This is a genomic window from Arthrobacter sp. YC-RL1, from assembly GCF_001454985.1.
GTDB classification, from domain to species: Bacteria; Actinomycetota; Actinomycetes; order Actinomycetales; family Micrococcaceae; genus Glutamicibacter; species Glutamicibacter soli.
This window is the reverse complement of the sequence record NZ_CP013297.1, coordinates 3,228,775-3,255,631: the sequence shown is the minus strand read 5'-3', so window position 1 is coordinate 3,255,631 and position 26,857 is coordinate 3,228,775. Positions and strand designations below refer to the sequence as shown.

The window sequence follows — 26,857 nt, the reverse complement described above, 5'->3', positions numbered from 1 at the left end:
CAAGGTGCCATCATTGCGCGTCGATCATGATCGGTCGGCGCCGATGGTGGCACCATGGAAGATGATGAGCCGCGAAAAGAAACCCATGAAGGCAGTGATGTTGCGCCTGCGCAACGGCTGGCCGATGCCCCTTGCCCTGCAGGGAGTCTTCGAGATGCTGCAATCGGTCGTGTTCGCCCTGGCGCTGATTGCCCTGCCGCTGGTCGCTGTCTACTTCAGCGGCGGCTTCCTGGAGGACTCCTTCGAAGTGATCCTGCAGTTCGCCGGGTTCGTCTGGCTGCTCATCCACGGTGTGCCCATCGAGGTCTTCAACTTGGGGCCCGAGACGGATCCGAGCTCGGTCACCGGCTGGCTGACGCTGATGCCGCTGGGGCTGAGCCTGCTGCCCTTCCTCTTCTGCCTGCGCGCCGGGCGCCGCATCGCCCGCGCCTCCTACACCGACCAGCTCTGGCAGGGCCTGCTCGGTGCCATCCTGGCCTACGGGGCCATCGGCACCGGCGTCGGCTTCCTGGTCGCGAACGACTACGGCCGGGTCAATATCCTGGCCGCCACCTTCATCCCGCTGATCATCGCCTCGCTGGGCCTGATCATCGGCGCCCGCCGCGAGGCCGGCTCCTGGGGCCGGCTGTTCGGCATGGACACCGCCGCCTACCTGCACAGCGTCTCTCCGCACCGCCGCTGGGCCGGCTCCTACGTATGGCATGTGATCGTCTCCGGCTTCATGGGCTACGTGGCCGCCGTGGGCATCTCCGGCATCCTGCTGACCATCACCCTGGGGCTGCACTGGACCGAGGTCGCCAACGTCTACCAGGAACTGCGCCCCGGGCCCATCGGGTCCGCCGCACTGACCCTGCTGCAGCTGGCACTGATCCCCAACGCGGTGTTCTGGGTGCTCTCCTGGATCAGCGGCGGCGGGTTCAGCCTGGGTGCGGGCAGCACGCTGTCCACGCTGGAAACCACCGTCGGCCCGCTGCCCTCGATCCCGATGCTGGCGGCGCTGCCTTCCGGCGAGCCGGCCAACCAGTGGCTCTACCTGCTGATCCCGGTGCTGGCAGGCATCCTGGCCGGCTGGTACTTCCTGCGTGTGGGGGAGAACCACCTGGAAGACTGGTTCGCCCGCCGCATCCCGTTCAACGCGCTGGCGCTGGGCGCCTCCACCGCCTGCCTGGCCGTGTTCACCGGCATCGTTGCCGGCCTGATGTCGCTGGCCGGTTCGTGGCTGTCCTCCGGCTCGCTGGCCATCGGCCGGCTGACCGAGATCGGCCCGCACGCCTGGGTGACCGCCGGGGCGCTGGCCCTGCAGATCGGCCTGGGCACCGCCATCGGCTACCTGATCGCCCCGCTGTTCGAAACCGACCCGGTGCTCGAAGGCTAGCGCCGGCGGCGCATCGGTTCAGGCGTCCAGATCCCAGAGGTGGTGCACCACGTCATGCCAGGCATACTGGTTCAGTGTTTCCACCGTAAACGCGGCGCCATTTGAGCGTATGCCCCTGCGGGAATATTTCTCCGGACTGATGCTTTCAAGCCTGGCGGCATAGGCCTCGGCCGCCGCGCGCAGCTTCTGCGACGCCTGTTCCGGGCTCAGCGTGTTGTAGGGGCCCTGCTCGGCGGCAACATCCTGGTCCCAGTTCGGGAAGCCCGGGTCGGCCTGCTCCAGCATCAAATCCAGGCGCCCGAGCATGACTTCCAGCATCTCGGCCACGTGCACCACGTACTCCTGGTCGCTCCAGCGGGCGGGGTTGCGACGGGTCGCGGCCCCCGGGCGCTCCAGCACCGACTGGTAGCGCTTGACCACCTGCGGCATCTGCTCCACGGTTTCCTGCACCGACAGGGTGCGCACGTCGACACCGCACTCGGGGCACACTTCATGCAGGACGAAGGTCCAGTCCTTGTCATCCGGGACGATCTGGCTCATGGTCCACTCCTTGGTTGCTCGGCCGGAAATTCAGTCTAGGCCTGGGCCGGGCCCATGGACAGGGGGCCGGTTCGATGTGACGAAGTTCGAAGGCCGCAGCAGGCACCGGGTCGGTGCAGGCTTGCCGCCAACCGTAGAATGGAAGATATGCGTATTGTGGTTTTGGTGTCCGGCACCGGTTCGAATCTCCAGGCAGTCATCGACGCGGTCGCCAGCGGCGAACTGGCAGATGTGCAGATCGCGGCGGTGGGCGCCGACAAGCACGGCACCTACGGGGTTCAGCGTTCGGCGGCCGCCGGAATCGAGACCTTCGTGGTGAACTTCAAGGACTTTGCTGACCGCGGCGAGTGGAACCACGCGCTGACCGAAAAGTGCCTGTCCTACGCCCCGGACTACGTGGTGTCCTCCGGCTTCATGCGCATCGTGGGCGAGGAATTCATCAACGCCTTCGACGGCACCTACATCAACACCCACCCGGCCCTGCTGCCGTCCTTCCCCGGCGCCCACGGCGTGCGCGATGCCATGGCCTACGGCGTGAAGGTAACCGGCTGCACCGTGCACATCGCGGACACCGGGGTGGACACCGGCCCGATCCTGCGCCAGGAAGCCGTGGCCATTCTGGACACCGACACCGAAGAGACCCTGCACGAGCGCATCAAGGTGGTCGAACGCCGCCTGCTCATCGCCACCCTGGCGGACCTGGCCGCCAAGTAGCCGCCCGCCGGCCGCACCCTAACGAGACTGAGATGACCGAACACACTTCCCCGGCCGCGGCCGGCGATCCCGAACTTTTCACCGCCGAGGAACTGGCCACCGCGCTGAAGGTGCTCTCCGTGGTGCATCAACTGGACTCCGAGGACGAACGGCATATCGCCGTGCGCCGCGCGACCAGCAACATGTTCAAGGCCGCCAAGCGCTACCGCAAGTCCCAGAAGCGCGCCGAGATCAGCGCCGCGGACCGCGCGCTGATCGAGCGCACCGCCACCGGCTCCCCGCAACGGCTGGACGACGAGACCCTGGGCCTGGATCTGAGCACTCCGACCCTGGAACAGAGCGCCGGGGAATTCCGCAAGCCGCGCGGCTGCTACATCTGCAAGCAGCGCTACACCACGGTGGACGCCTTCCACCACTACCTGTGCCCCGACTGCGCCGCCGCAGGCCGCGAACGCCGCGACGCCCGCGCGGACCTGACCGGCAAGCGCGCGCTGCTCACCGGGGGACGGGCCAAGATCGGCATGCACATCGCCCTGCGCCTGCTGCGCGACGGCGCCCACACCACCATCACCACCCGCTTCCCCAAGGACGCGGCCCGGCGCTTCGCGGCGCTGGAGGACAGCGCGGACTGGCTGCACCGGCTGCGCATCGTGGGCATCGACCTGCGCGACCCGGCCCAGGTGATCTCGCTGGCCGACCGCGTCGCGGCCGAAGGCCCGCTGGACATCCTGATCAACAACGCCGCCCAGACCGTGCGCCGCACGGCGAACTCCTACCAGCACCTGATCGAATCAGAGCAGCAGCCGCTGGCCGGGGAACTGGCCTTCGGGCAGGGCGGCCCGGAGCTGTGGGGAGAAGCGAACCCGCCGGCCGAGCACCCCCGCGCCCTGGCCAGCGCCTTCCGCCTGGAGGACTCGGCGCTGCTGGCCCCGAGCACGCTGGGCAGCTACGACGCACAGCAGCTCGCGGACCTGGCGATGACCGCCGGCTCCGCCTCGCTGGAGCGCATTGCCGCGGGCACCGCCATCGACGCCGGCGGTCTGGTGCCTGACGTGGTCACCGAGAATTCCTGGACGCAGATCCTGGGCGACGTGGATGCGCTGGAGATGCTGGAAGTGCAGCTGTGCAACGTCACCGCGCCCTTCCTGCTGGCCTCCCGGCTGCGCCCGGCGCTGGCCGCCTCCGAGGCGCGCCGCAAGTACATCGTGAACGTCTCCGCCATGGAGGGGCAGTTCTCCCGCCGCTACAAGGGCGCCGGGCACCCGCACACCAACATGGCCAAGGCCTCGCTGAACATGCTCACGCGCACCAGCGCCGAGGAAATGCTCAAAACCGACCGGATCCTGATGTCCGCGGTGGACACCGGCTGGATCACCGACGAGCGCCCGCACGATTCGAAGGTGCGGATGGTCGCCGAGGGCTGGCACGCCCCGCTGGACCTGATCGACGGCGCCGCCCGCGTCTACCAGCCCATCGTCGACGGCGAGCGCGGCATCGACCTCTACGGCTGCTTCCTCAAGGACTACGAACCGTCCCCGTGGTGACGGACGGTCAACCAGCAAAACCCGTGATGGCGGGGCAGTTCGCGAAGAACTGCCCCGCCATCACGGGTTAATAGGACCTAGCTGCCGGGTCAGGCGCGGCTGGTGGATCAGGCCAGAGTAAAGCGCAGCGTGCGCACCTCGAAGGCTCCGAGCTTGAGCTGAACAGAATTTTTGTTCACTTCCACCGGCTCCAGCGGATCCTCCAGCAGGCTCGCCGTGGCGGCCGAGGCCACCGGGCGGTTGAGGCTCAGCGCGCCGGCGGCGCGGCGTCCCAGCGATTCATACACCCGCACCACCAGGTCCCCGGAGCGGTCGGCGGCCAGCTTCACGCTGGAGACCACCAGGCCGTCGCCGGAGAGCGCCACCAGCGGCTCGACCTCGCGGGCGCCGGAGCGCACGGTTTGCGCGCTGTTCAGCAGTGCGCCGGCTTCGGTGGCGCTGGCGATGTCCGCGCCGATGACCAGCCCGTACCGGTGGGTCTGCAGCCCCTGGTCCGTCTGCGGATCCGGGAAGCGCGGGGCGCGCAGCAGCGAGAGCCGCACGGTGGTGGTGACCCGGGCGTCCTCGGCGTCGCGGGTGACGTCGAACCCGTAGATCGAGTCGTTGACCAGCGCGGCGCCGAAACCGGGTTCCTGGGCCAGCACGAAGCGGTGCATCGAGGTTTCGAACTTCGCCGCCTCCCAGCTGGTGTTCACGTGGGTGGGGCGCTGGTGGTAGCCGAACTGCATTTCAGCGATCGTCTGCTCGGCGCGGATATCCAGCGGGAAGGCGACCTTGAGGAACTTCTCCGCCTCGTGCCAGTCGGTGCTCTGGGAGATCTGCACGGTGCGCTCCCCGGGAGCCAGCGACAGTTCCTGGACCACCGTGGAGTTGGAGAAGCTGCGGGTCACCGTCACGGTGGCAGTGCCCCCGGTTTCGGAGAGCTGCAGGCTGTCCGCCGCACGCAGGTCGGTGACCTGGTTGCGGTAGTACTTGTCCACGTCCCAGGCATCCCACATGTTCGGGAAGTCCTGGTGCAGCTGCAGCAGGTTGGCTTCCTTGCCCTCGGCAATGGTTTCGCGGCCGGTGGCCAGGTCCACGGCGGAGGTGATCAGGCCTTCGGAGTTGATGACCACGCGCACCAGCTCGTTGCCCAGCACGTATCCGCCGTCCAGGGCTTCGGCGCGCACCGGCTGCCCCGTGGCGGGCTCCGGCTCGCGGGCCGCGCCGAAAGGCACCCCGTGGCGGGTGTAGGCCGCCGCGTTGAACTCCAGCTGCAGGCCGCCGGATCCGGCCAGCACCTGCTGGGCGCGGGCGATCAAGGCCCGGGCCTGGGTGATGGCCTCGGCGTAGCGGGCCACCACCTCGCGGTGCACCCAGGCGATCGAGGTGCCCGGCAGGATGTCGTGGAACTGGTGCAGCAGCACCGTCTCCCACAGCTCGTCGAGCTGCTCATAGGGGTAGGGCTCGCCGGTGTACACCGCAGCGGTGGCGGCCCAAAGCTCGGCCTCGACCAGCAGCTGCTCGGTGCGGCGGTTGCCCTGCTTGGTCTGGTGCTGGCTGGTCAGGGTGGCGCGGTGCAGCTCCAGGTAGAGCTCGCCCACCCACACCGGTGGGTTGGGCAGCTCGGCCTTGGCGCGGTCGAAGAAGTCGTTGGGATGCTCCCAGGCCACCGTGGCGCTGCCTTCCAGGTTGGCCAGGCGCTTGGCCTTGCCGGTCATCTCCCGGGTGGTGCCGCCGCCGCCGTCGCCCCAGCCCACCGGGGCGATCGAATTGTTCGTGACCCGCGCTTCGCGGAACTGGCGGGCGGCCTTGGCCACTTCCTCGCCCGAGAGCTGGGAGTTGTAGGTGTCCATGGACGGGAAGTGGCTGAACATGCGCGAGCCGTCGATGCCCTCCCAGTCGAAGGTGTGGTGCGGGAACTTGTTCTGCTGGTTCCAGGAGATCTTCTGGGTGAAGAACCACTCGAAGCCGGCGCGGCGCATCAGCTGCGGCAGGGCGGGGGAGTAGCCGAAGGAGTCGGGCAGCCAGACGCCCTTGGAGGTGATGCCGAATTCCTCGCGGAAGAAGTTCTGGCCGTAGAGGAACTGGCGCACCAGGGATTCGCCCGAGGGCATCACGGTGTCGGATTCCACCCACATGCCGCCCAGCGGCAGGAAGCGGCCCTCGGCCACCTGGCGCTTGACCCGGTCCCAGACCTCGGGGCGGTGGGTCTTCAGCCACTTGTACTGCTGGGCGCTGGACATGCCGTAGAGGAATTCCTCCTCGGTCTCCAGCAGCTCCACCATGGAGGAGCAGGTGCGCGAGACCTTGCGGATGGTTTCGCGCAGCGGCCACAGCCAGGCCGAATCGATGTGCGAGTGCCCGATGGCGGAGATCCGGTGGGCGCTGTGCTCGGCCGGGGCGGCGAGCACAGCCGCCAGCTGGTCGCGGGCGTCCTGCGCGGTCTGCGGGATGCGCTGCAGGTCCAGCACGTCCAGGGCGTTGTCCATGGCTTGCAGGATCTGGAAGCGGCGCGGGCCGTCGGGCAGCTGCTCCTGCAGGTCGAAGAGCACCTCCAAGTCCAGGGCCAAATCGTGCACCACCGGTTCGAAGACCGCCAAATCCAGGCGGCGCAGCGTGTAGAGCCGGCGCGAGGAGGAAGTGAGGATGTCGCCCTGCTCGGTGGGCAGGAAGGGATGGTAGTCCAGCAGCACCGGGTTGGAGGCCGCTTCCATGTACAGGTCCACCACTTCGCCGCCCTCGGCGGCCGCGGCGACCGGCACCCATTGGTTGCGCGGGTTCAGTGCCTTGATGGTGATGCCGTCCGGGCGGTAGATCAGCCCTTCGCACTGGAAGCCGGTCATGTTGATATCGAAGCCCAGGTCAATGACCGCCTCGACGCGGCGCCCGGCCCAGGAGGCGGGAACCTGGCCCTGGAGGTGGAACCAGGTGGTGCCCCAAGCCGCGCCCCACGGGGTGCCGACCGAGGCCGGGGTGTACTCCAGCGCCAGGCCCTCGGCCGGCGTCACCGGTTCACCGGGCAGTTCGTGCCACGACACCTGCAGCGGAATGCTTTCCGAGTAGATGGCCGGACGAATTCGTTCGTCTAGTACGCGCTTGACTCGTCCGATGGTCAGCGAAGTGTCGTCGTGCATGAAGACCTTTCAAGGGTGGGACCTGCTTCGGTACAGCTCACTGGCCACACTACCGAAAAAACCGGGGCGCGAGCTGGTGCAACTCCCCCTGGCCGCGGGCGCAAGCTGGCAGTTCCCTGCGCGCGGGAAGCGCGCCCCGCGGTCTCCCGCAGGATCGGGCCGTACCAGCTTCGCGGCCTTCGCATGGTGTTGGCCGGAATCCTATCGACCGCGCGTGAAGCCTTCTGAGTTCGACAAATCGAGATGGGGCAGGCGAAAACAGGCGTCTTTTCAGCGCAGATCCGGATGAAGCCCAGCAGATGCCCAAGTTCTGGAACTACACTGAATGCCTCCCAGAATGGAATGATCGCTTCCACTTCGTCAGATCTCCCATCAACGACTACCGTTAGAACGTTGCGGGGCAGGAAAGTTGCCCCGGGCACCCTGGAAACTGTGAAAGGTGGGGAAACGCATGCGCTCAGATGCACTACGACGACGTAAGCAAATTCTCCGCACGGCTCGTGAACTCTTTGCAACCCATGGCGCCAATGTGGCCATGGAATCAATCGCCGAAGCCAGCGACGTCGGTATCGGCACGCTGTACCGGAACTTCGCCGCACGCCCCGAACTTGTTGAGGAAGTCACCCTGGACATGCTCCAGGACGTCCGGCAGGCCGCCGAGCGCGCCGCCGCCGGCCTGGCCCGGGGCGAGAACCAGGCTTGGCAGGAATTCCTGGACGCCCTGGTGGGACTGAACCTGGGTGCGCTCAGCGAATCGCTGAGCCTGCAGCTCCCGCAGACCATCGGCGAGCGGATCATGCAGCCTCAGCGGGACACCGTGCGGGTGGTCAGCCAGGCCCTGGAACTGGCCAAAGCGGCCGACCTGGTCCGCCAGGACCTCACCGGCAACGAGCTGATCACCGGCATCGGACTGGCCACTAGGCCGCTGCCGCGCGCCTTCGCCAAGGCCGCTCCCGGGATCGGCAACCGGCTGACCCGCATCATGCTCGACGGCATGCTGCCCAATCCGGCCATGGGAAATCCCTAGCCGAGGCGTTTAGCCCAGCTCCCGCCCGCGGGTTTCCGGAGCGAACTTCGCCATGAACAGCACTGCGAGCAGCACCAGCGCGGTGGCGCCGGCGAACAGCCAGGACAGGCCGACAACCGGCCAGAGCGCGGCGAACAGCAGCGGACCGAAACCTGCGGCGAAACGGGACATGGTCGAAGCCCAGCCGAAGCCGCTGGCCCGCAGTTCGGTGGGATACAGCTCGGAGACATAGGCGTAGAGCACCGGGATCGCCACCTGGACCACCACGCCGAAGACCAGGACCCAGCCCACGGCGGTGGCCGGGACATCAAGGCTCTGCGCCACCACAACCAGCACCAGGCCCGAGAGCGGGCCGAAGATGCCCAGCAGCCACTTGCGCCCGATCTTCTCCACCAGCAGCGCGGCGATGACCACGCCGATCAGGCCCATCAGCGCCATCACCGCGGTGGCGAAGAAGGACGCTGACTGTGCCATGCCCGCCTCGGTCAGGATGGTCGGAAGCCAAGTCAGAGCCAGGTAGTAGACCAGCAGGATGGTCACGAAGAGCAGCCAGCTGGTGGCCGTCAGCTTCCACGAATGGCGCCACAGCGAGGCAGCCTGCTCCCACCAGCGCGGGGTCTTGGGAAGCTCGGCCTGCTCGATCACGTACTCGCGCGGCGCAGCTCCGGTGCGCGCCACCAGCTGGTCGATAACCGCGCGAGCCTCGGATTCACGGCCCTTGGCCGCCAGATACAGCGGGGATTCCGGGATGGAGCGGCGCACCACGTACACCATGAAGGCCGGCAGGATCATCACCACGAGGATCAGCCGCCAGTTGTTGGAGGTCGCCATGACCCAGCCGGAGACGAAGAACGACAGGGCGGCGCCGACCGGCCACCAGCCGTCCATGGCGGTCAGCACGCGGCCGCGGTACCTGGCCGGGGTGAATTCGCCGACCAGCGCGTAGTCCACCGGGATGCAGCCGCCTAGGCCCACGCCGGCCAGGAAGCGGAAGGCCACGAAGAAGCCGAAGTTCGGCGACAGGGCGCCGAGCACGGTGAACAGGGCGAACATCAGCAGCGTCAGGCTGAAGGCGTTCTTGCGCCCGTAGCGGTCGGCGATGCCTCCCCAGAGGAACGCGCCGATGGCCATGCCCACCAGGTTCGAGGTTCCCAGCAGCGCCGCGGTCGGCCGGTCCAGCCCCCATTCCTGGGCGACCAGCGGGATCAGCGCGCCGTTGAGCGTCACGTCCCAGGCGTCGAACATGAAGCCGAGCCCGCCGATGATGAAGATGGTTCCCTGGACCTTCCACTTGAACGGAAGCTCCTGCACCACATGGGTGCCGGAGGGGAGGGTGGCTGTGGACACGGTGGTGTACCTTTCGCACGGTGCAGATGATGTGGCTTCTACCGCGTCGAAGCTTAGCCGATATCCGCGCGCGGCGGGTACCCGCCTTACGTCTGATTGCCTAAGCCGTCAAGGCCTTTTGCAAGTTCGGGTAAGGGAGTAATCTCTGGACATGGGAGTAGATTGGACCGCTCTCGAAGAGGCGATACGGGTTGCAGCCCTTCGACACGCGGCTGAAGTAATTGAGGCACACCCGGAGCAGACCTTTTATGCGATTGCCCTGCATGGGGTGAGCACCGAAGAGAGCGAAGCCATTGCGATGCCGCTGCTGGCCCTGAACTCGGTTCAGGCCCTGGCGCGCGACCGGGCCGCCGAATCCCGCGAACAACTGGTCGAACGCGGCGAAGACGTGGATGAGCCGGACGACTACGAGGACCGCCCCGACGCTGACGAGCACAACACCCTGGAACCCGAGCCGCCGGTTGCCGACGAGGATTCACTGGTGATTTCGGACGCAGAGAACGACGAGGACTCCGAGGACGACGAAGACGCGGACGACGGCGAGGACCTGGATGCGGTGCTCGCGGTCATCGAAGCGGATCTGGACGAGGACGACGCGGAGAGCTTCTACTCGGACAAGTGGGAGCCCAGCGACTGGCACTGGTCCTCCATCGACCTGTGCGAGGAACCCGCGGCCGGCATCTGGTCCGAGGCCCTGACCGACCAGGCATCCCGCGAGGGATGGGAACCGACCATCAAACGCTATTACCACTGCCTGGTGGCGGTGGCCCACTCGCTGCGCGACGAGTTGAACGAACGGACCTCGGTGGATCTGGTGTCCTACGTCGCCGACGAGGACCATGCGGAGAAGCTGCTGCGCCTTTGCCTGACCGATCAGCAGCTGGCTGCGCATTTTCCGCAGCTGGGTGATCTGGTCCAGGGGCACTGACACGAACTGAGGGGCAACCGGCAGATTTCGCTAGAATAGGGGCGGCGGCCTTTCGCCGCCCGCCCCATTCATTCTCACCGCCGGGAGAAAATTTTCGTGAGTAAGACCGTCTTGGACAAAGTCGCTATCCGCCGCGCATTGATTTCCGTCTACGACAAGACCGGCTTGGAGGAACTGGCCGCTGGACTGCACAACGCAGGCGTCCAGCTGATTTCCACCGGTTCCACCGCCAAGAAGATCGCCGCCGCAGGCATCCCAGTGACCGAGGTCGAGCAGGTGACCGGTTCGCCGGAAATGCTCGACGGCCGCGTCAAGACCCTGCACCCCATCATCCACGGCGGCATCCTGGCTGACCGCCGCGTGCCCGAGCACATGGACACCCTGGCCGAGCGCAACATCGGCCAGATCGACCTGGTGGTCGTGAACCTGTACCCGTTCGTGCAGACCGTCGCCTCCGGCGCCGCGCAGGACGAGGTTGTCGAGCAGATCGACATCGGAGGCCCGGCCATGGTCCGCTCCGCCGCGAAGAACCACGCTGCCGTGTCCATCGTGGTCGACCCGAGCTTCTACCCGCAGGTCATCGAGGCAGCCGCAGCCGGCGGCTTCGAGCTGAAGACCCGCCAGCGCCTGGCCGCCAAGGCCTACGCGCACACCGCCGCCTATGACACCGCGGTCGCCACCTGGACCGCCAGCCAGTTCCTCGACGAGGACGGCGACGGCGTCATCGACTGGCCTGCCTACTCCGGCGTCGCCCTGCAGCGCGCCGCAGTGCTGCGCTACGGCGAGAACCCGCACCAGCAGGCCGCCCTGTACGTGGACGAGGCGGCCCCTGCCGGCATCGCCCAGGCGGACCAGCTGCACGGCAAGCCGATGAGCTACAACAACTACGTGGACGCCGACGCTGCGCTGCGCGCGGCCTTCGACTTCGACAAGCCTGCCGTGGCAGTCATCAAGCACGCCAACCCGTGCGGCGTGGCGGTGGCCTCCGAGGACGCAGCAGACCCGATTGCCGACGCGCATCGCAAGGCGCACGCCACCGACCCGGTCTCGGCCTTCGGCGGCGTCATCGCGGCCAACCGCACCGTCACCAAGTCCATGGCGGAAACCGTGAAGGGCATCTTCACCGAGGTCGTCATCGCACCCGACTTCGAGCCGGAAGCCGTCGAGATCCTCTCGGCCAAGAAGAACATCCGCCTGCTCGCCCTGCCGGACGGCTACGGCCGCAACAGCAACGAGCTGCGCCAGGTCTCCGGCGGCATGCTGGTCCAGGCCGGCGACAAGATCGACGCCGCCGGCGATGATCCGGCCAACTGGACCCTGGCCGCCGGCGACGCCGCCGATGACGCCACCCTGGCCGACCTGGCCTTCGCCTGGCGCGCGGTGCGCGCCGCGAAGTCCAACGCCATCCTGCTGGCCAAGGACGGCGCCGCGGTAGGCATCGGCATGGGCCAGGTCAACCGCCTGGACTCCTGCAAGCTGGCAGTGGAGCGCGCCAACACCCTGGGTGTGAAGGTCGAATCCGGTGCGGATGCAGCTGGTGGTGCGGAGAACGCCGATGCCGCGGCCTCCGAGCAGCGCGCCGTGGGCGCAGTCGCCGCCTCGGATGCGTTCTTCCCGTTCGCCGACGGCCTGCAGATCCTGATCGACGCCGGCGTCAAGGCAGTTGTCCAGCCGGGCGGCTCGGTCCGCGATGAGGAAGTCATCGCCGCCGCGAACGAAGCAGGCATCACCATGTACTTCACCGGTGCACGCCACTTCTTCCACTAGGAACTAATCGCGCCGTTCCGGGCCGTGCCGCCAACGCTTTGCGCGCTGGCTGCACGGCCCGCGGTGCTTAACCGAGCACTGCAGCTGGGGGAGCGCCGCCCGCAGCTGCAGTACAGTCATTGGTTCGGAAATGATGTTCGGCAGCGAGCGGTGCCGGAGCTTGGGTCAAAGCCGTGGAAGTGTTCGCGGGAAAAACGCGAAAGAGTACGGTGAAGCCGCATAGCCGGAACCCCGGAGTCGGGTCCGGGGCAGCCGAAACACTGTCTGCCCCGCCAGCAAAAAGCATCTTTTTTCTGCGGTTGGCGAATCCCCATTTCAGCCCGTGATCACGGGGCAGGATCGCTGCCCGAGATGCCTGAATCCAGCCCGGAGAGGTCCAAAAAGCCCGGGATTTCAAGGTTTTCATAGTAAACTTGTACGCTATGGAATCTCACACGCCACGTCCGCACCCGTCAGGTACGGGATCGAAAGCGACCGAAAAGGGACGTGAAAAAGACCCAAAACAACACCGGGAACGCAAGGGCGAACGCGTGCTCAACGCCCTGCGCCATGCCAAGGAACCGTCCTTCGGCATCCATCCGGGATTGATCCCCGGCATCAGTGTTGAAGACACCGGAGCCACGTTCCCGACCCGCCGCGGAGTATTCATTTCCGCGTTGGTTGCCGTCCTCGCGGTACTGCTCTGGGCCATCATTGCCCCGACGAATTTGAACGAAGTCGGCGTGGGCATGCAGACCTGGGTCGTCACCCACTTCGGCTGGCTGTTCAACGTCATCGTCCTGGGCATCGTGCTGTTCATGCTGGTAGTCGGCTACGGGCCCACCGGCAAGATCCGCCTCGGAGCGGATGACAGCATTCCCGAATTTTCCACCACGTCGTGGATCTCCATGCTGTTCGCCGCGGGCCTGGGCATCGGCTTGATCTTCTACGGCCCGCTGGAACCGCTGAGCCACTTCAAGACTCCGCCGCCATCCACCGATGCGCAGGCAGGCACCAACGACGCGGTGCTCCCGGCGATGACCGACTCCTTCCTCCACCAGGCGACCTTCGCCTGGTGCATCTACGCCTTGGTCGGCGGCGCGCTGGCGTACGTCTCCTACCGTCGTGGGCGCCTGCCGCTGATCTCCTCCCTGTTCGAACCGGTGTTCCCAAACGGCAACAACCGCGTGCTGGGCAAGATCATCGACGTTTTCGCCGTGCTGGTGACTTTGTTCGGCACCGCGACCTCGCTGGGCATCGGCGCACTGCAGATCCGCACCGGTACGAGCATCGTCACCGGAGCGGAACTGGGCAACGGGTTCGTGGTCGTCGCGATCAGCCTGCTGACCGTCGTCTTCACCATTTCGGCGGTGGCCGGCATCAAGAAGGGCATCCGCCTGCTGTCCAACACGAACATGGCGCTGGTCATTTTCATGGCGATCTTCGTGCTGGTCACCGGACCGACCATGTACATCCTGGACCTGCTTCCGGCCTCGGTCATCGCCTTCTTCGACAACCTGCCGCAGATGCTCACGGTCTTCGCCAGCGAGGGCACCGTCGAGAAGGAATACCTGACCGCCTACACCACCTTGTACTGGGCGTGGTGGATTTCCTGGTCGCCGTTCGTGGGCATGTTCATCGCCAAGATTTCCAAGGGCCGTTCGCTGCGCCAGTTCGTCACCGTGGTGATGCTGGTTCCTTCGGCGATCTCCATGATGTGGTTCACCGTCTTCGGCGGCTCCGCCATCTGGATGAACCTCAACGGCCAGGACATCGAAATCCAGGGATCCGGCGAGAACGTCATGTTCGACCTGCTGGCCAACCTGCCGATGAGCCCGGTGATGTGGATCGTCGCCCTGCTGGCGATCCTGGTGTTCTTCGTGACCGCCGCGGACTCCGCGTCGAATGTCATGGGTTCCATGTCGCAGTCCGGCCGCCCGGTGCCGTCCAAGCCGGTCACCATCGTCTGGGCCGTGGCGCTGGGCCTGATCTCCATGTTCCTGCTGCTGGCCGGCGGGCGCAATGCGCTGTCCGGGCTGCAGTCGATCATGGTCACCTGCGCGTTGCCGTTCGCGATCATCCTGATCGGCGTGATGATTTCCTGGGGCATCGAACTGCGCAACGACCCGCTGATGATCCGCCGCCGCTATGCGCTGGAAGCCATCAAGGGCGGCGTCCGCCAGGGCATCGACGAGCACGGCGACGACTTCGTCTTCGGGATCTCGCAGGTTCCGGAGGAACTCGGCGCAGGTGCCGACTTCGACAGCGAGGATCCGGCGCTGACCGAGTGGTACACCGACAATGCGCCGGAATTCACCGGCGAGCAGCCGCAGGTCGAGGCCGGTGGCCCGAAGCCTGCTGAGCTGACAGGGAAGGACGTGCAACCGAGCCTCGAAAAGGCAGAGGACGACGACGCCCCGGAAACGGTCAAGAGCTGACCTGATCCAAAAGTCGTTCCAATGAAGTCCACCGCTTTTCGGCGTTTGCCAAAAAGCGGTGGACTTCTGTGTTCCGATCCGGGGAATGCGCTTGGCGGCGTATTCCCAGCGCTATGCCAGCGTTCTACTGCGGCGTGATGGCAGCCTGCTTGAGGTAGACAGCCAAGCCACCTCAGTGTTCGGCGCCGGCGTTGAGCAAGGCGTGAGCGGAAAAGAAATTGTTCAACAACTACTTGCCCAGATTGTTCAACAACCTGTATTGTCTTGTGCGTTACATTAGTTCTGTGACAGCAGTCACCGCTACCGCAACGGATGAAATCATGTCTACTCCCGATTCGAAGCCTCAGGCTACGTCAAAAGCCCGGCGCACAGCGCTGCTGGGCGCCATGTTCCTCATGGCCACCAGCGCCATCGGCCCTGGTTTCATTACCCAGACCACTGAGTTCACCGTGCAAATCGGTGCGGCCTTCGCCTTCGCCATCGTCGTATCGATCCTCGTCGACATTGCGGTGCAGCTCAACGTCTGGCGCGTGATCGGCGTCAGCGGCCTGCGCGCCCAGGAGCTGGGCAACAAGATCATTCCCGGCGTCGGCTGGCTGCTGGCCGCCTTGGTCTTCATCGGCGGCATGGTGTTCAACATAGGCAACATCGCCGGCACCGGCCTGGGCCTGAACGCGATGCTGGGTGTGGACGCCAAGATCGGCGGTGCCATTTCCGCAGTGATTGCGATCCTGATCTTCCTGTCCAAGAAAGCGGGCATGGCCCTGGACCGCATCGTGGTGCTGCTGGGCGCCATCATGATCCTGCTGATGCTCTATGTCGCCATCGTCGCCGCGCCTCCGGTTGGCGATGCGCTGCGCAACGTGGTGCTTCCCGAGCAGGTCGACTTCCTGATCATCACCACCCTGATCGGCGGCACGGTCGGCGGCTACATCACCTATGCCGGCGCGCACCGCATGCTGGACTCCGGGACCACCGGCGTCGAGCACGTCAAGGAGATCTCCAAGACCTCGGTGCTGGCCATCATCGTCACCGGCATCATGCGGGTGCTGCTCTTTCTGGCAATCCTCGGCGTCGTTGCCGGCGGCGTGGCACTGACCAGCGACAACAAGGCAGCCGAGGCATTCGGCGCCGCGGCAGGAGATATCGGCCTGCGCTCCTTCGGCATCATCCTCTGGGCCGCCGCGCTGACCAGCGTCATCGGCGCCGCCTACACTTCGGTTTCGTTCATCACCAAGAGCACCACCCCCGAACGCACCCGCAACCTGATCACCGTCGGCTTCATCGCCGTCTGCGCCGTGATCTACGTCTTCCTGGGCAAGGCCCCGGCAACCTTGCTGATCTTCGCCGGCGCCTTCAACGGCCTGATCCTTCCGGTCGGCCTGGCCGTCCTGCTCTGGGTGGCCTGGCGCCGCCGCGACCTGATGGGCGGCTATAAGTACCCCAAATTCCTGCTCTTCATCGGCGCCCTGGCCTGGCTCCTGACGGTCTTCCTGGGCTACAACTCCCTGTCGGGGCTCTCGGCCCTGTGGAATGCCTAAGGCGGATTACCCATGGCAAACGTTCGAGACTTGAGCATCAGCGAGCGGGCGGCCCTGAGCCCCCGCGAAGCGCGCGAGTACTTCCGCCAGGGACAGGTGGTGCCCACCGCGGGCTTCAGCGCCGGCTACGCGCAGGCGAACCTGATCATCATGCCGCAGGCGCTGGCCTTCGACGTGCTGCTTTTCGCCCAGCGCAACCCCAAGTCCTGCCCGATCCTCGGGGTCCTGGAAGCGGGGCAGGTGTCCAACGAGCTGCTGGCCGGTGGCGACATCCGCACCGACGTCCCCAAGTACGTGGTGTACGAGAACGGCGAAAAGGTCGCCGAGCCAACGGATCTTGCCGAGTACTGGCGCGAGGATCTGGTGACCTTCATCGTCGGGTGCTCCTTCACCTTCGAAGCGGCGCTCATCGAGGCAGGCATCTCCGTGGCCCACATCGAGCAGGACGTCAACGTGCCCATGTACAAGACGACGCGGCGCAGCGCCTCGGCAGGATCCATGTCCGGGCCCATGGTGGTTTCGATGCGGCCGATTCCGGCCTCGCAGGTTGCCGACGCGGTGCGCATCACTTCCCGCTACCCAGCGGTGCACGGGGCGCCGGTGCATATCGGCAACCCGGAGGAGCTGGGCATCACGGATCTGGGCAAACCCGATTTCGGCGACGCCGTGCAGATCCCGGAAGGCTGCATTCCGGTGTTCTGGGCCTGCGGCGTCACTCCGCAGGCGGCGGTCATGGAATCGCGCCCGGCTTTGGCCATCGGCCACGCGCCAGGGCACATGCTGATCACTGACGTGAAGGATACGTTCTACCAGGTGCCATAGGCTCCAAATACGCAGCAAAGCCGCAGGCGGCGCACCCCATCGGGGATGCGACGCCTGCGGCTTTGCGTTCTGTATCGATCAGTCGACCGGCGCGGCAGAGCGCTGGGCCGCGCGCAGCTTCTCGGCCACTTCGATGGCGTCATTGCTCGGCGCATCGGACTTGGCATCGGGGCGGGCGATGAACAGGTACAGCGCCCCGGTTCCTGCCACCACTGCAAGCCCGATCAAGACGATCCAGTCGGCCAGGACATCGCCGCTGGAACCGGGGACCGCGAGCAGCACCATGGCGAAGAGGCCGTAGGCCAGGGCCAGGATGTTGACCAGCATGCCGGCGGCGCCCAGCGAGAACGGACCTGCAGGCTTCCAGCCGCGAAGCCGCTGGCGCAGGGCGGCCAGCACCACTGACTGGAAGGCGACGTAGATGCCCAGAATGGCGAAGCCGGTGATCTGGGTCAGCAGGGTCTCCGGCCCGAAGTAGATGAACACGCACAGCAGCAGCGGGATGCAGCAAGCCACCAGCAGGGCATTGGACGGCACCTTGTTGCGCGGGGAGACCTTTGCGAGCCAGCGGTGGCCCGGCAGCATGCCGTCACGGGCGAAGGAATAGATCAGCCGGGATGCGGCGGCTTGCAGCGAGAGCACGCAGGACAGGAACGCGGTCAACGCAACCACCAGGAAGATCTTGGCGCCCACGGCGCCCAGCGAAGCTTCCAGGATGGCCGGGATGGGGTCCACGTCTTCGCCGTTGACGATTTCCTGGAGGTTCGGGGCTGCCAGCACGTAGCCGGTGAATGAGATGAGTGCCGACACGCCGCCGACCAGGATGGTCATCATCATGGCCTTGGGGATGCGCCGGGCTGGGTTGCTGACCTCTTCAGCGACGTCGCCGCAGGCCTCGAAGCCGTAGAAGAGGAACAGGCCGGCCAGCGCCGCGCCCATGAAGGCCACGCCGTAGCTCCCGTCGCCCTCAACACCCATGGAGTCGAAGAAAACGCTGAACGGCTGCTCGCGCTTGAAGACCAGCAGGTAGAAGCCCACGGCGATCACGCCGATCAGCTCTGCGGCCAGGCCGATGCGGGCGATGCGCGCGAGCATCTTGGTGCCGGAGAAGTTCAGCAGCAGGGCGATGAGCAGCATGGCCGTGGCGAACCAGAAGGTGGTGACCTCGGTCAGCTCGACATTGAAGGTGCTGGCCACGAACCCGGAGCCGAACTGGGCCACCGAGGTGATGGTGACGATCATGGCCCAGATGTAGATCCAGGCTGCCATCCAGGCATAGCGCTTGCCCCAGAGCCTGCGGGTCCACGGGTAGATGCCGCCGTGGATCGGGTACTGCGAAACCACCTCGCCGAAGACCAGCGAGACCAGGAACTGCCCCGCGGCCACGATGAGGATCCAGAAGACCGATGGCGGACCGCCGGTGGCCATGGCCAGGGCGAAGAGCGAATAGACGCCCAGCAGTGGAGACAAATAGGTAAAGCCCAGGGCGAAGTTGGCCCAAAGGGACATTGAACGGTCAAAGGACTGTTCATAGCCCAGGACGGCCAGATGGTTCCCGTCTTGGAGATCGTGTTGTGAATTCATGGAATCCTCGTTGCGAGCGTACGCAGAAGCTGCGTGTGAAGTGTGACACACCGAGAATAACACTTAAAGATTCTATATAGAAGGTTTAATTTTGGCTGCGCACCACCAGCAGGCTCGTACCTGTTACCACGTCCGAATTTTCAAGGGATTCAGGGGCAATCAGGGCACCCAAGCCGTCCCGCGGATCAGAGGAAGTGATCACCCGGCCGTGCGCGGAGACCAGCGCGGCTGGCCCGTCCAAGCCCAGCAGCAGGCGCTGGAGCGCGGGTTCGACATCCCTGACCCGAAGATCCAAACCGACAATTCCTTCGGCGCTGCCGGTGACCGGAATAGTCAGCGTCAGCACGTAGTCGCAGATGCACAGGTGATCGACGAACGGACCGGTGATATGCCGGCGTCCCGAGGAGTGGGGGACCGAATACCATTCAAGGCTGCGGTAGTCGCGAACATAGTCCGCGTACTCGCGCTGCTCCAGCTGCAGCCGATTGATTTCGGAACCGGCAGCGAACAGCGGATTGTCCTGCATCGGTGCCAGCCACCATTCGAACCGCATCTGCCCGGCGCTTTCGCCAATGTAGCCGGCGCCGACGATGCCGTTGGCATCATCCAGAAGCCATGGGCGCACCAGATCCTGGACGGTGGCGCCCAAGTGCTCGGCAGGTAGTTGCGCGATCTGGGTGTGCAGCGCATCCAAACGTTTAAAATACCGCTCGAACCATTCTCCAAGCTCGGCTGCGACGGCCATCAGGCCACCTCCAGTTCTTGTTTGCGGCTGATCAGCCAGGTGGACAGCAGCGTGAATGATTCCTGGCATGCCGCGCGGCCCGGCGCCGCATCGCGTGATGCCAGGGCCTGCGCCATGGCTCGGTCCAGTTCTGCGATCCGTCCGGCGAGCGCTTCATCGCGCAGACCCAGCCACATGAGCTGCCCGTACTGCGCTTGGAAGCCGATTTGCTCGCGGACCAGCCGTGGGGACTGGGACAGCACGCACAGTTCCAGCAGGAATCCTCCGTGGTCGCGGGCGGCGTTGGCCGGGGTCGAGAAATCCGCGCGGTCGAGCCAGGCTTCCAGGGCTTTCGCTTCGGCCGAAGTGCACACGTGGGTGGCCCGGTCGAGCGCACCGCTGGTGATGACGTCGAGGTAGACCGCGGCATCGAGCAATTCGGTGCGCGAGATGCCGCGCAGCCTGGAGGTCATCAACTGCTGGGAGGCATTGGGGGCTTCGGTGCGGACGAAGGAACCGCCTTCGCGGCCGCGGCGGGTTTCCAGCAGACCATCCTTGCGCATGTCCGCCAAGGCTTCGCGTGCTGTCACCACGGCAACACCGAACTTCTTGGCCAGATCCGTTTCGGTGGGCAGGCGCTCGCCGGGAGCCAGCACACCCAGCAAGATGGCATCGGTGAGCCGCTGGGCGACCTGCGCGGTGCGGGTGTCGGAGCTCAAGGGAGCGAAGACCGCCGTGCGGGAGCCCTTGGCTGGTGATGTCTGCTCCGTCATCAGGCCGCCTGTCGCCCGGGGCGGAAGGCGGAGTGGCGCTGGCTGGTCCGCCTCGTGAGTGCGCTGCGCATCTGTCGACCTCTCTGACGCTGGAATGTATCGGCTGTCCTTCTCCTGGGAGGGGAAAATATCCAGCCCAGGTTTGATCATATCGACAAGCGCTGGACGCCGGATTGCCAGCTGCGCCGCTGGGTCGCGTGGAAGCGGCGTCATGAATCCGTCTTTGCGCTGTGAATCATGACACACTGGCGTGAATGGTGGACAGTTGGTCGCCATCACTTCTTGAACGTGAAAGAAACATCGGTCTATGGCACAACAGGCAAAATATTGGTTTCCCGCAGCACTGTGCCTGCTTCTGGTGGGATGGGGAGCCAACCAATACGTCGCGCTGCTGGTGCATTACAGGCAGGACCACGGCTTCTCGGAAGTGCTGGTGACCTCCTTGCTGGGCATCTACGTGCTGGGACTGGTACCGGCACTGCTGCTCGGCGGGCGCGCCTCTGACCTGCGTGGACGCAAACGCCTCACGATGATCGCGGTGCTGATCTCCATTGCCGCGAGCCTTGCCTTGATGCTCTCGCACCTCGGTCCCTTGCCGCTGTTCGCCGGCAGGCTGCTGGCCGGCACGGCGACCGGCCTGGGCATGGCGGCTGCAACAAGCTGGGTCAAGGAGCTCTCCCAAGCACCCTGGGATCCGAACTCGACGGCCGGATCCGGGGCCCGGCGTGCCTCGCTGCTGACCTCCACCGGATTCTGCCTGGGCCCGGTGGCCGGGGGAATGCTGGTGGCGTGGGCGCCGATGCCGGATGTCCTTCCCTACGCAACTCACATCCTGTTGTGCCTGCCGGTCCTGATCCTGCTGCGCAAGCTCCCCGAAACCAGGCAACGCCAACTCCCGCAAGCCACGGCACCCGGTACCCAGACCCGGCCAATACCGGGCGGTGCGGCGCAGCAGCGCGGCGGCAAACGGTTCTGGGCGGTCATCGCACCCGCCGCCCCGTGGGTGTTCGCGGCGGCGACCATGGGCTTCGTGGTGATTCCGGAGATGGTTCCCGCCATGGGCGGTGCGGCACGCCATACCTACACCACCGTGGCGGTGGCGCTGACCATGGGATGCGGTGTGCTGATCCAGCCGCTGGGACGCAGGGTCGATACCGTCAACAGCGCCCGCACCCTGCTGCTGGGCGTCGCAGTGGTGCTTGGCGGCATGCTGGCCATCATCGGGGCGATCCTGCTCAACAGCCCGGCGCTTGGCCTGGGCGCTTCGGTGCTGCTCGGTTGCGGCAATGGCCTGTTGATGGTGGGCGGGCTGCTTGAACTGCAGCGCGCAGCGGGCCCGGACGAGCTTGGCTTGCTGACGGGCTTCTTCTACACCTTTGCCTACGCCGGGTTCCTGGCGCCCACGGTGATTGCCCTGATGGCCCAGTGGGTCTCCAGCCTGTGGATCATGGGCGCCGTGGTTCTCCTGTGCCTGCTGTCCCTTGCAGTGGTTGCCGTGAATTCACGCAAGCACCTGCCCCGTGCGCTGGAGCGCATCGACTCAGGGGCAGCGCTCGCGGCTCCCGAGAACGCCTGAACCTGAGCCGCGCCGGCAGGCCTAACTGCCGTCGGCGTCCATCCGCTCCTTCAGATGGGAGAGCAACTCGGTTTCCGCGACGTCCAGGTAGTTGCGCAGCGCGGCCGCGGCCTGCTCGCGCTCGCCGTCGCGCAGCATCTCGACCAGCGACGCGTTGAGCTCGACGTAGTGCGAGTGGAAGTCCGGGGCATCGCTCATGGCGTGGAAGACCAATCGCATCTGGGCCAACACCCGGGTCATCAGCTCCTGCAGCTGGGCGCTGCCGCTGGCGCGCACAACCTCCTCGTGGAAGCGCTGGTTGGCGGTCGCCATCGCCTCGATCTTCCCGGAGGCCAGGGCGGTGCGGGCCTTCTTGATGATCCGTTCAAGGGCTGGCACGTTGAGCTTCGGGCCCCAGTGCAGCGCCGCGGGTTCGATCATGCGGCGTACCGCATAGATTTCCTTGACATCGTCCATGCCCGGGGAGGCGACAAACACCCCGCGGTTGGGGATACGCGTAATGATCAGCTCGTTGCCCAGCACGGTGAATGCCTCGCGCAGCGTGTTGCGCGAGACGCCCAGGGCCTGGGCCAGAGCCTGCTCGGAGAGCTTCGTTCCCGGGCGCAGCTGCCCCTCGGCGATTTTGGTGCGCAGCACCGAGGCAACCCAGGCGCCGGTATGGGCGTGGGTTGCCTCCTCCTCCAGCGGGAGAGCACGAATCAGGTCATTCACGAGCATGCTTCCAATCTAATTCACCCTGAAGGACGCAGCGCAAAGCGTTAAGCGATGCGCCCCATGTCTTCCCCGCGGGAAATCATGGTTCCCGGGGTCTGCGCGCCCCGGGTGAAGGTGCCGGAGGCGTGCGCGGTGACGTTGGATTCCATTTTCATGGCTTCCAGCACTGCCACGGTGTCGCCGGCGGCGACCGCGGCGCCGTCCTCGGCCACCCACTTGACCAGGTTCCCGTTCATCGGGGCGCTCAGGGTGGCTGCGCTGGCGGCGGCCTCGACGTTGTCCGCGGCGGCTTCCATGGCGGCCCCGTGCCCGCCATGGCGGATGGAATCCACCAGCGAGGCCGGCAGGCCGATGTTCATGGCCTTGCCCTCGATTTCGATGGTGAGGGTCTCTCGTTCGGCGCCCGGCTGGGCGGCGGCGATTTCCGGGCTGGACGCGAGGTCCTCGGCGAACTCCGCCTCGATCCACGTGGTGTAGACCCCGTAGGCGTCATCCCGGGTGAACTCGGCGTTGCGCACCACGGCGCGGTGGAAGGGAAGCACCGAGGGCACTCCGGTGATGACCATTTCATCCAGGGCCTGCTTCGCGCGGCGCAGCGCCTGGGCGCGGGTGGCTCCGGTGACGATCAGCTTGGCCATCAGCGAATCGTAGTAGGAGGGGACCACCGAGTTGGTGCGTACTCCCGAATCCACGCGGATGCCAGAGCCGGTCGGAGCCTCGAAGCCGGTGATGCGTCCGGGGCCCGGCAGGAAGCCGCGCGCCGGGTCCTCGGCGTTAATGCGGAACTCGAAGCTGTGCCCGGTCGGGGCCGGATCCTCGGTGAAGGACAGCGGCTCGCCGGCGGCGATGCGCAGCTGCTCGGCCACCAGGTCCACGCCGGTGGTTTCCTCGGTGATCGGGTGCTCCACCTGCAGGCGGGTGTTGACCTCCAGGAAGGAGATCAGCCCGTCCGGGGCCACCAGGTATTCAACGGTTCCGGCGCCCACGTAGCCTGCCTCCAGGCAGATCGCCTTGGCGGAGGAGTGGATGGAGGCGCGCTGCTCGTCGGTGAGGAAGGGGGCCGGGGCCTCCTCGACGAGCTTCTGGTGGCGGCGCTGCAGCGAGCAGTCGCGGGTGCCCACCACCACGGCGTTGCCGTGTGCATCGGCCAGCACCTGCGCTTCGACGTGGCGCGGCTTGTCCAGGAAGCGCTCGACGAAGCATTCGCCGCGGCCGAACGCCGCGGTCGCCTCGCGCACCGCCGATTCGTAGGAGGCCTCGATGTCTTCCATCGCGCGGACCACCTTGATGCCGCGTCCGCCGCCGCCAAAGGCCGCCTTGATGGCCACCGGCAGGCCGAACTGCTCGGCGAAGTCGCGCACCTGCGCGGCGTCGGCCACCGGGCCGTCGGTGCCCGGCACCAGCGGGGCTCCGGCGCGCACGGCGATCTCGCGGGCGGTGACCTTGTTGCCCAAAGCCCGGATCGCTTCGGGGGACGGGCCGATCCAGGTCATGCCTGCATCGATGACCGCCTGGGCGAAGTCGGCGTTTTCGGCCAGGAAGCCGTAGCCCGGGTGCACCGCGTCGGCGCCGGCACGGGTGCCGATCTCGATGATCTTGGCGATGTCCAGATAGGTGTCGGCGCTCTGCGAACCGTTCAGCGCGTAGGCCTCGTCGGCGCGGCGCACATGCAGGGCGTCGGCATCCGGATCCGAGTAGATGGCCACGGAGACCAGCTGGGCGTCGGTGCAGGCACGGGCGATGCGGACGGCGATCTCGCCGCGGTTGGCGATCAGTACTTTTTTCATGCGCGGTGTTCCTTCAGGGGAGTGCGGGAGCCTGGGTGGGATGTCAGTTCAAAGCGGATCAGCGAGCCAGGGGGCAGCTGGGCGGCGGCGGGCAGGTCTTCGTCGACGACCGCGGCGATCACCGGGTAGCCGCCGGTGACCGGGTGGTCGGCCAGGAACAGCACCGGAAGACCGGAGGGCGGGACCTGCAGCGAGCCCAGGGCCACGCCCTCGGAAGGCAGCTCGCCCGCGCGCACCCGTTCCAGCGGCCGCGCGTCGTCCTGGCCCAATTCCAGCCGGACGCCCACGCGGTTCGAATCCGCGGAGGCCTTCCAGAGCTGGCCGGCCAGCCGGGCCAGTCCCGGGGCGCCGAACCAGTCCTCGCGCGGGCCGGGGGTGATGCGCAGCGTGAAGACGCCGTGCTCGTCGGGCACCGGCAGCGGCGAGGGCTCGGGGTTGCCCACCACCTGCAGGCCGGAGACTTCTCCGACCGGCAGCAGCTGCCCAGCGCGCAGCGGCGCGGGGCCGATGCCAGACATCGAGTCGCTGGAGCGGGAACCCAGCACCGCAGGGACGTCGAACCCGCCGCGCACGCCTAGGTAGCTGCGCAGTCCGGCGCCGTTCGGGGTGAGGGCGAGCAGCTCGCCGTCGAGCAGCGCGAAGGGCGTGTCCATGGGGATCTGCCGGAATTCGTGGAAGTCGTCGCCGTCCACCGGGGTGATGTCCACGGTGGCGCAGGCTCCGGAGACCGCGAGCACCGCATCCCCGCGGGCGCGCAGGGTGAGCGTGCCCATCAGGTTCTCGATGACGGCTGCGCCTGGCTGGTTGCCGACCAGGCGGTTGGCCTGGGCGGCGGAGATGGCATCGGCCCAGCCGGCGGTGCTGACTCCCAGATCGCCCAGGCCCGGACGGCCAGCGTCCTGGATCAGCGACTGCAGTCCCGGATCAAGGATCTCCAGCTGGGCGGCGGAGGACGCCGGGCGCTCGGTGTCTGGGGCCGGTTCGGCGGCGGGGGCGTCCGCCACGGTCAATGCGGCGCGGCTGGGGATGAACTGCACGCGGTCCTGCGGGCGGATCAGCGCGGGGTTCTCGCGCTCAAGGTCCCACAGCACTGCATCGGTGTGGCCGATCAGCTGCCAGCCGCCGGGGGACTGGCGGGGGTAGACGGCCGAGTACTCTCCGGCCAGCGCCACCGCGCCGGCGGGGACCGCCTTGCGCGGGGTGGCGCGGCGCGGCACGTTCAGCAGCTGGTTCTCGCCGCGCAGGTAGGCGAAGCCCGGGGCGAAGCCACCGAAGGCCGCCCGCCAGGTCTGCTGGGAATGGGCGTTGATGACCGCCTCGGGGCTCAGCGAGGTCAGCCGGGCCACCTCGGCCAGGTCTTCGCCGTCGTAATGGACGGGCACAGTGATCAGCGAACCGGTCGCGGCCGCGGAGGACCCCAGTTCCAGGGTGCGCACGGTCTTGGCGATGGCCTGAGCGTTGGCCGCGCAGTCGGCCTTGATGAACACGGTGCTCGCCGCGGCGAGTACGTCGAGCTGTCCGGGCAGCGGGCTGGTGCGCAGCAGGGCCGACAAGCCCAGCACTGAATCCAGGTCCGGGAGCTCTACCAGCACCGAGCGGCTGCCGGCCAGTCGTACGTCGCGCTGGCTCATGCAAAACTCTTAATGCTCACGCCGGCGGATTCCAAGCCTTCGCGGACCGCGGCGGCCATGGCCACGGCTCCGGCGGTGTCGCCGTGCAGGCAGATGCTTTCGGCGGGCATGGTGATGGTGCTGCCGTCCACTGCCTCCAAGGTGCCCTCGGTGGCCAGACGGATCATGTTCGCGGTGACTGCCGCCGGGTCGTGCAGCACGGCGTTGGCTTCGCGGCGCGAGACCAGGGTGCCGTCCGGGTTGTAGTTGCGGTCGGCAAAGGCTTCGGCCACCCCGCGCAGCCCTGCCTTCTCGGCCTTGGCCAGCGCCACGGATCCGGGCAGCAGCAGCACCGGCAGGTCTTCGCCGAAGGCCTTGATGGCGTCCACGACGGCCTGGGCGTGCACCTCGTGGTGCACGATCGTGTTGTAGAGCGCGCCGTGCGGCTTGACGTACTTGATCTCCCCGCCGGCCGAGCGGGCCAGAGCCTGCAGGGCGCCGAGCTGGTAGAGCACGTCGTCGGCCAGTTCCGTGGCCGAGCAGTCAACGAAGCGGCGGCCGAATCCGGCCAGGTCGCGATAGCCCACATGCGCCCCGATGGTCACCGAGGCGGCGACCGCGTCCTTGCAGGTTTGGCGGATGGTGCTGGGGTCGCCGGCGTGGAATCCGCAGGCGACATTGGCCGAGGAGACGGAGGTGAAGATGGCGGCGTCGTCGCCCATGCTCCAGTTGCCGAAGGACTCGCCGACATCGGAATTCAGGTCTATGAATGGCATTGTGATCCCCGTCTCGATAAATGTGTTGCTTACAGAATGCACCAAAAACCAAGATTGTTCAACAATCTCTCGTCGTATGGCGCTGGGAGCACCAAGGCTGGAAAGAGCATGGGAATTAGCAGGCTTCATGGAAACGGCCTGCCCGAACCCATAGCGTGGCAAAGACCTTGCTGTT

Annotated in this window: 21 protein-coding genes; 11 read left to right on the top strand and 10 right to left on the bottom strand. The window is 66.5% G+C overall.

Features of this window, described 5'->3' with window-relative positions:
* Positions 1-64 precede the first annotated feature (64 nt).
* Positions 65-1,375, top strand: a complete 1,311-nt coding sequence (locus tag ATC04_RS15000; protein WP_231735997.1) for a DUF6350 family protein — start codon at positions 65-67, stop codon at positions 1,373-1,375.
* A gap of 18 nt (positions 1,376-1,393) precedes the next feature.
* Here ATC04_RS15000 and ATC04_RS14995 read toward each other — a convergent pair whose 3' ends face one another.
* The gene (locus tag ATC04_RS14995; protein ID WP_047118332.1) at positions 1,394-1,915 is read right to left on the bottom strand and encodes a DinB family protein; all 522 of its coding nucleotides are present in this window, start codon (positions 1,913-1,915) and stop codon (positions 1,394-1,396) included.
* Positions 1,916-2,062: 147 nt separating this feature from the next.
* Here ATC04_RS14995 and purN point away from each other — a divergent pair, with 147 nt between their 5' ends.
* Together purN and ATC04_RS14985 are read left to right on the top strand one after the other, a co-directional pair.
* Entirely contained in the window at positions 2,063-2,629 is a 567-nt protein-coding gene (gene purN / locus ATC04_RS14990; RefSeq protein ID WP_047118333.1) for a phosphoribosylglycinamide formyltransferase, read from the top strand.
* Positions 2,630-2,661: 32 nt separating this feature from the next.
* Entirely contained in the window at positions 2,662-4,173 is a 1,512-nt protein-coding gene (locus tag ATC04_RS14985) for an SDR family NAD(P)-dependent oxidoreductase (protein WP_047118334.1), read from the top strand.
* Positions 4,174-4,280: 107 nt separating this feature from the next.
* Here the strand turns inward: ATC04_RS14985 and ATC04_RS14980 are convergent, their stop codons facing one another.
* Positions 4,281-7,289: a glycoside hydrolase family 38 C-terminal domain-containing protein gene (locus ATC04_RS14980; protein ID WP_060617042.1), complete on the bottom strand. Its 3,009-nt coding sequence runs from the start codon at positions 7,287-7,289 to the stop codon at positions 4,281-4,283.
* Positions 7,290-7,740: 451 nt separating this feature from the next.
* On the opposite strand from ATC04_RS14980, the gene ATC04_RS14975 reads away from it, so the two are divergent.
* Positions 7,741-8,316, top strand: coding sequence for a TetR/AcrR family transcriptional regulator (locus tag ATC04_RS14975; protein ID WP_047118335.1), 576 nt, complete (start codon positions 7,741-7,743; stop codon positions 8,314-8,316).
* Between the two features lie 9 nt (positions 8,317-8,325).
* Here the strand turns inward: ATC04_RS14975 and ATC04_RS14970 are convergent, their stop codons facing one another.
* Entirely contained in the window at positions 8,326-9,663 is a 1,338-nt protein-coding gene (locus ATC04_RS14970) for an MFS transporter (protein ID WP_047118336.1), read from the bottom strand.
* Between the two features lie 268 nt (positions 9,664-9,931).
* Here ATC04_RS14970 and ATC04_RS14965 point away from each other — a divergent pair, with 268 nt between their 5' ends.
* From ATC04_RS14965 to ATC04_RS14945, 6 genes are all read left to right on the top strand, one after another.
* Positions 9,932-10,591 (top strand): hypothetical protein, encoded by a 660-nt coding sequence (locus tag ATC04_RS14965; protein WP_047118337.1) that lies wholly within the window; start codon positions 9,932-9,934, stop codon positions 10,589-10,591.
* Positions 10,592-10,687: 96 nt separating this feature from the next.
* On the top strand, positions 10,688-12,358 hold the full coding sequence (gene purH, locus ATC04_RS14960; protein ID WP_047118338.1) for a bifunctional phosphoribosylaminoimidazolecarboxamide formyltransferase/IMP cyclohydrolase: 1,671 nt from the start codon (positions 10,688-10,690) through the stop codon (positions 12,356-12,358).
* 530 nt (positions 12,359-12,888) lie between these two features.
* On the top strand, positions 12,889-14,775 hold the full coding sequence (locus ATC04_RS14955; protein WP_047118339.1) for a BCCT family transporter: 1,887 nt from the start codon (positions 12,889-12,891) through the stop codon (positions 14,773-14,775).
* Between the two features lie 91 nt (positions 14,776-14,866).
* Complete coding sequence (locus ATC04_RS19495; protein WP_152666776.1) at positions 14,867-15,055, top strand: hypothetical protein; 189 nt, start codon at positions 14,867-14,869, stop codon at positions 15,053-15,055.
* Positions 15,056-15,095: 40 nt separating this feature from the next.
* Positions 15,096-16,316, top strand: a complete 1,221-nt coding sequence (locus ATC04_RS14950; protein WP_047118340.1) for an NRAMP family divalent metal transporter — start codon at positions 15,096-15,098, stop codon at positions 16,314-16,316.
* Positions 16,317-16,328: 12 nt separating this feature from the next.
* Complete coding sequence (locus ATC04_RS14945; protein ID WP_047118341.1) at positions 16,329-17,138, top strand: putative hydro-lyase; 810 nt, start codon at positions 16,329-16,331, stop codon at positions 17,136-17,138.
* 78 nt (positions 17,139-17,216) lie between these two features.
* Here ATC04_RS14945 and ATC04_RS14940 read toward each other — a convergent pair whose 3' ends face one another.
* The 3 genes from ATC04_RS14940 to ATC04_RS14930 form a co-directional block, all read right to left on the bottom strand.
* A complete protein-coding gene (locus tag ATC04_RS14940; RefSeq protein ID WP_047118342.1) occupies positions 17,217-18,722 on the bottom strand; it encodes an amino acid permease in 1,506 nt (501 codons plus the stop codon).
* An 85-nt stretch (positions 18,723-18,807) separates the two neighbouring features.
* On the bottom strand, positions 18,808-19,467 hold the full coding sequence (locus tag ATC04_RS14935; RefSeq protein ID WP_052772252.1) for a cache domain-containing protein: 660 nt from the start codon (positions 19,465-19,467) through the stop codon (positions 18,808-18,810).
* Positions 19,467-20,219, bottom strand: coding sequence for a GntR family transcriptional regulator (locus ATC04_RS14930; protein ID WP_047118343.1), 753 nt, complete (start codon positions 20,217-20,219; stop codon positions 19,467-19,469). Before ATC04_RS14930 ends, ATC04_RS14935 begins: the two co-directional genes overlap by 1 nt.
* A gap of 307 nt (positions 20,220-20,526) precedes the next feature.
* Here ATC04_RS14930 and ATC04_RS14925 point away from each other — a divergent pair, with 307 nt between their 5' ends.
* The gene (locus ATC04_RS14925) at positions 20,527-21,795 is read left to right on the top strand and encodes an MFS transporter (RefSeq protein ID WP_047118344.1); all 1,269 of its coding nucleotides are present in this window, start codon (positions 20,527-20,529) and stop codon (positions 21,793-21,795) included.
* Positions 21,796-21,816: 21 nt separating this feature from the next.
* Here the strand turns inward: ATC04_RS14925 and ATC04_RS14920 are convergent, their stop codons facing one another.
* From ATC04_RS14920 to ATC04_RS14905, 4 genes are read right to left on the bottom strand one after another with little or no spacing between them, the layout of a single operon-like run.
* Positions 21,817-22,512, bottom strand: a complete 696-nt coding sequence (locus tag ATC04_RS14920; RefSeq protein WP_047118345.1) for a GntR family transcriptional regulator — start codon at positions 22,510-22,512, stop codon at positions 21,817-21,819.
* Between the two features lie 41 nt (positions 22,513-22,553).
* Positions 22,554-24,296 carry a biotin carboxylase N-terminal domain-containing protein gene (locus ATC04_RS14915; protein WP_047118346.1) on the bottom strand — a complete coding sequence of 581 codons (1,743 nt, stop codon included), beginning with the start codon at positions 24,294-24,296 and terminating at the stop codon, positions 22,554-22,556.
* Positions 24,293-25,927, bottom strand: a complete 1,635-nt coding sequence (locus ATC04_RS14910; protein WP_047118347.1) for a carboxyltransferase domain-containing protein — start codon at positions 25,925-25,927, stop codon at positions 24,293-24,295. Before ATC04_RS14910 ends, ATC04_RS14915 begins: the two co-directional genes overlap by 4 nt.
* The gene (locus tag ATC04_RS14905) at positions 25,924-26,682 is read right to left on the bottom strand and encodes a 5-oxoprolinase subunit PxpA (RefSeq protein WP_047118348.1); all 759 of its coding nucleotides are present in this window, start codon (positions 26,680-26,682) and stop codon (positions 25,924-25,926) included. Before ATC04_RS14905 ends, ATC04_RS14910 begins: the two co-directional genes overlap by 4 nt.
* Positions 26,683-26,857: the final 175 nt, after the last annotated feature.

Bases quoted from the DNA above. Each gene is read 5' to 3' on its own strand.
- ATC04_RS15000 (WP_231735997.1), top strand. From the start codon at position 65: ATGAGCCGCGAAAAGAAACCCATGAAGGCAGTGATGTTGCGCCTGCGC.
- ATC04_RS14995 (WP_047118332.1), bottom strand. From the start codon at position 1,915: ATGAGCCAGATCGTCCCGGATGACAAGGACTGGACCTTCGTCCTGCAT.
- purN (WP_047118333.1), top strand. From the start codon at position 2,063: ATGCGTATTGTGGTTTTGGTGTCCGGCACCGGTTCGAATCTCCAGGCA.
- ATC04_RS14985 (WP_047118334.1), top strand. From the start codon at position 2,662: ATGACCGAACACACTTCCCCGGCCGCGGCCGGCGATCCCGAACTTTTC.
- ATC04_RS14980 (WP_060617042.1), bottom strand. From the start codon at position 7,289: ATGCACGACGACACTTCGCTGACCATCGGACGAGTCAAGCGCGTACTA.
- ATC04_RS14975 (WP_047118335.1), top strand. From the start codon at position 7,741: ATGCGCTCAGATGCACTACGACGACGTAAGCAAATTCTCCGCACGGCT.
- ATC04_RS14950 (WP_047118340.1), top strand. From the start codon at position 15,096: ATGTCTACTCCCGATTCGAAGCCTCAGGCTACGTCAAAAGCCCGGCGC.
- ATC04_RS14945 (WP_047118341.1), top strand. From the start codon at position 16,329: ATGGCAAACGTTCGAGACTTGAGCATCAGCGAGCGGGCGGCCCTGAGC.
- ATC04_RS14940 (WP_047118342.1), bottom strand. From the start codon at position 18,722: ATGAATTCACAACACGATCTCCAAGACGGGAACCATCTGGCCGTCCTG.
- ATC04_RS14935 (WP_052772252.1), bottom strand. From the start codon at position 19,467: ATGGCCGTCGCAGCCGAGCTTGGAGAATGGTTCGAGCGGTATTTTAAA.
- ATC04_RS14930 (WP_047118343.1), bottom strand. From the start codon at position 20,219: ATGACGGAGCAGACATCACCAGCCAAGGGCTCCCGCACGGCGGTCTTC.
- ATC04_RS14925 (WP_047118344.1), top strand. From the start codon at position 20,527: ATGGCACAACAGGCAAAATATTGGTTTCCCGCAGCACTGTGCCTGCTT.
- ATC04_RS14920 (WP_047118345.1), bottom strand. From the start codon at position 22,512: ATGCTCGTGAATGACCTGATTCGTGCTCTCCCGCTGGAGGAGGAGGCA.
- ATC04_RS14915 (WP_047118346.1), bottom strand. From the start codon at position 24,296: ATGAAAAAAGTACTGATCGCCAACCGCGGCGAGATCGCCGTCCGCATC.
- ATC04_RS14910 (WP_047118347.1), bottom strand. From the start codon at position 25,927: ATGAGCCAGCGCGACGTACGACTGGCCGGCAGCCGCTCGGTGCTGGTA.
- ATC04_RS14905 (WP_047118348.1), bottom strand. From the start codon at position 26,682: ATGCCATTCATAGACCTGAATTCCGATGTCGGCGAGTCCTTCGGCAAC.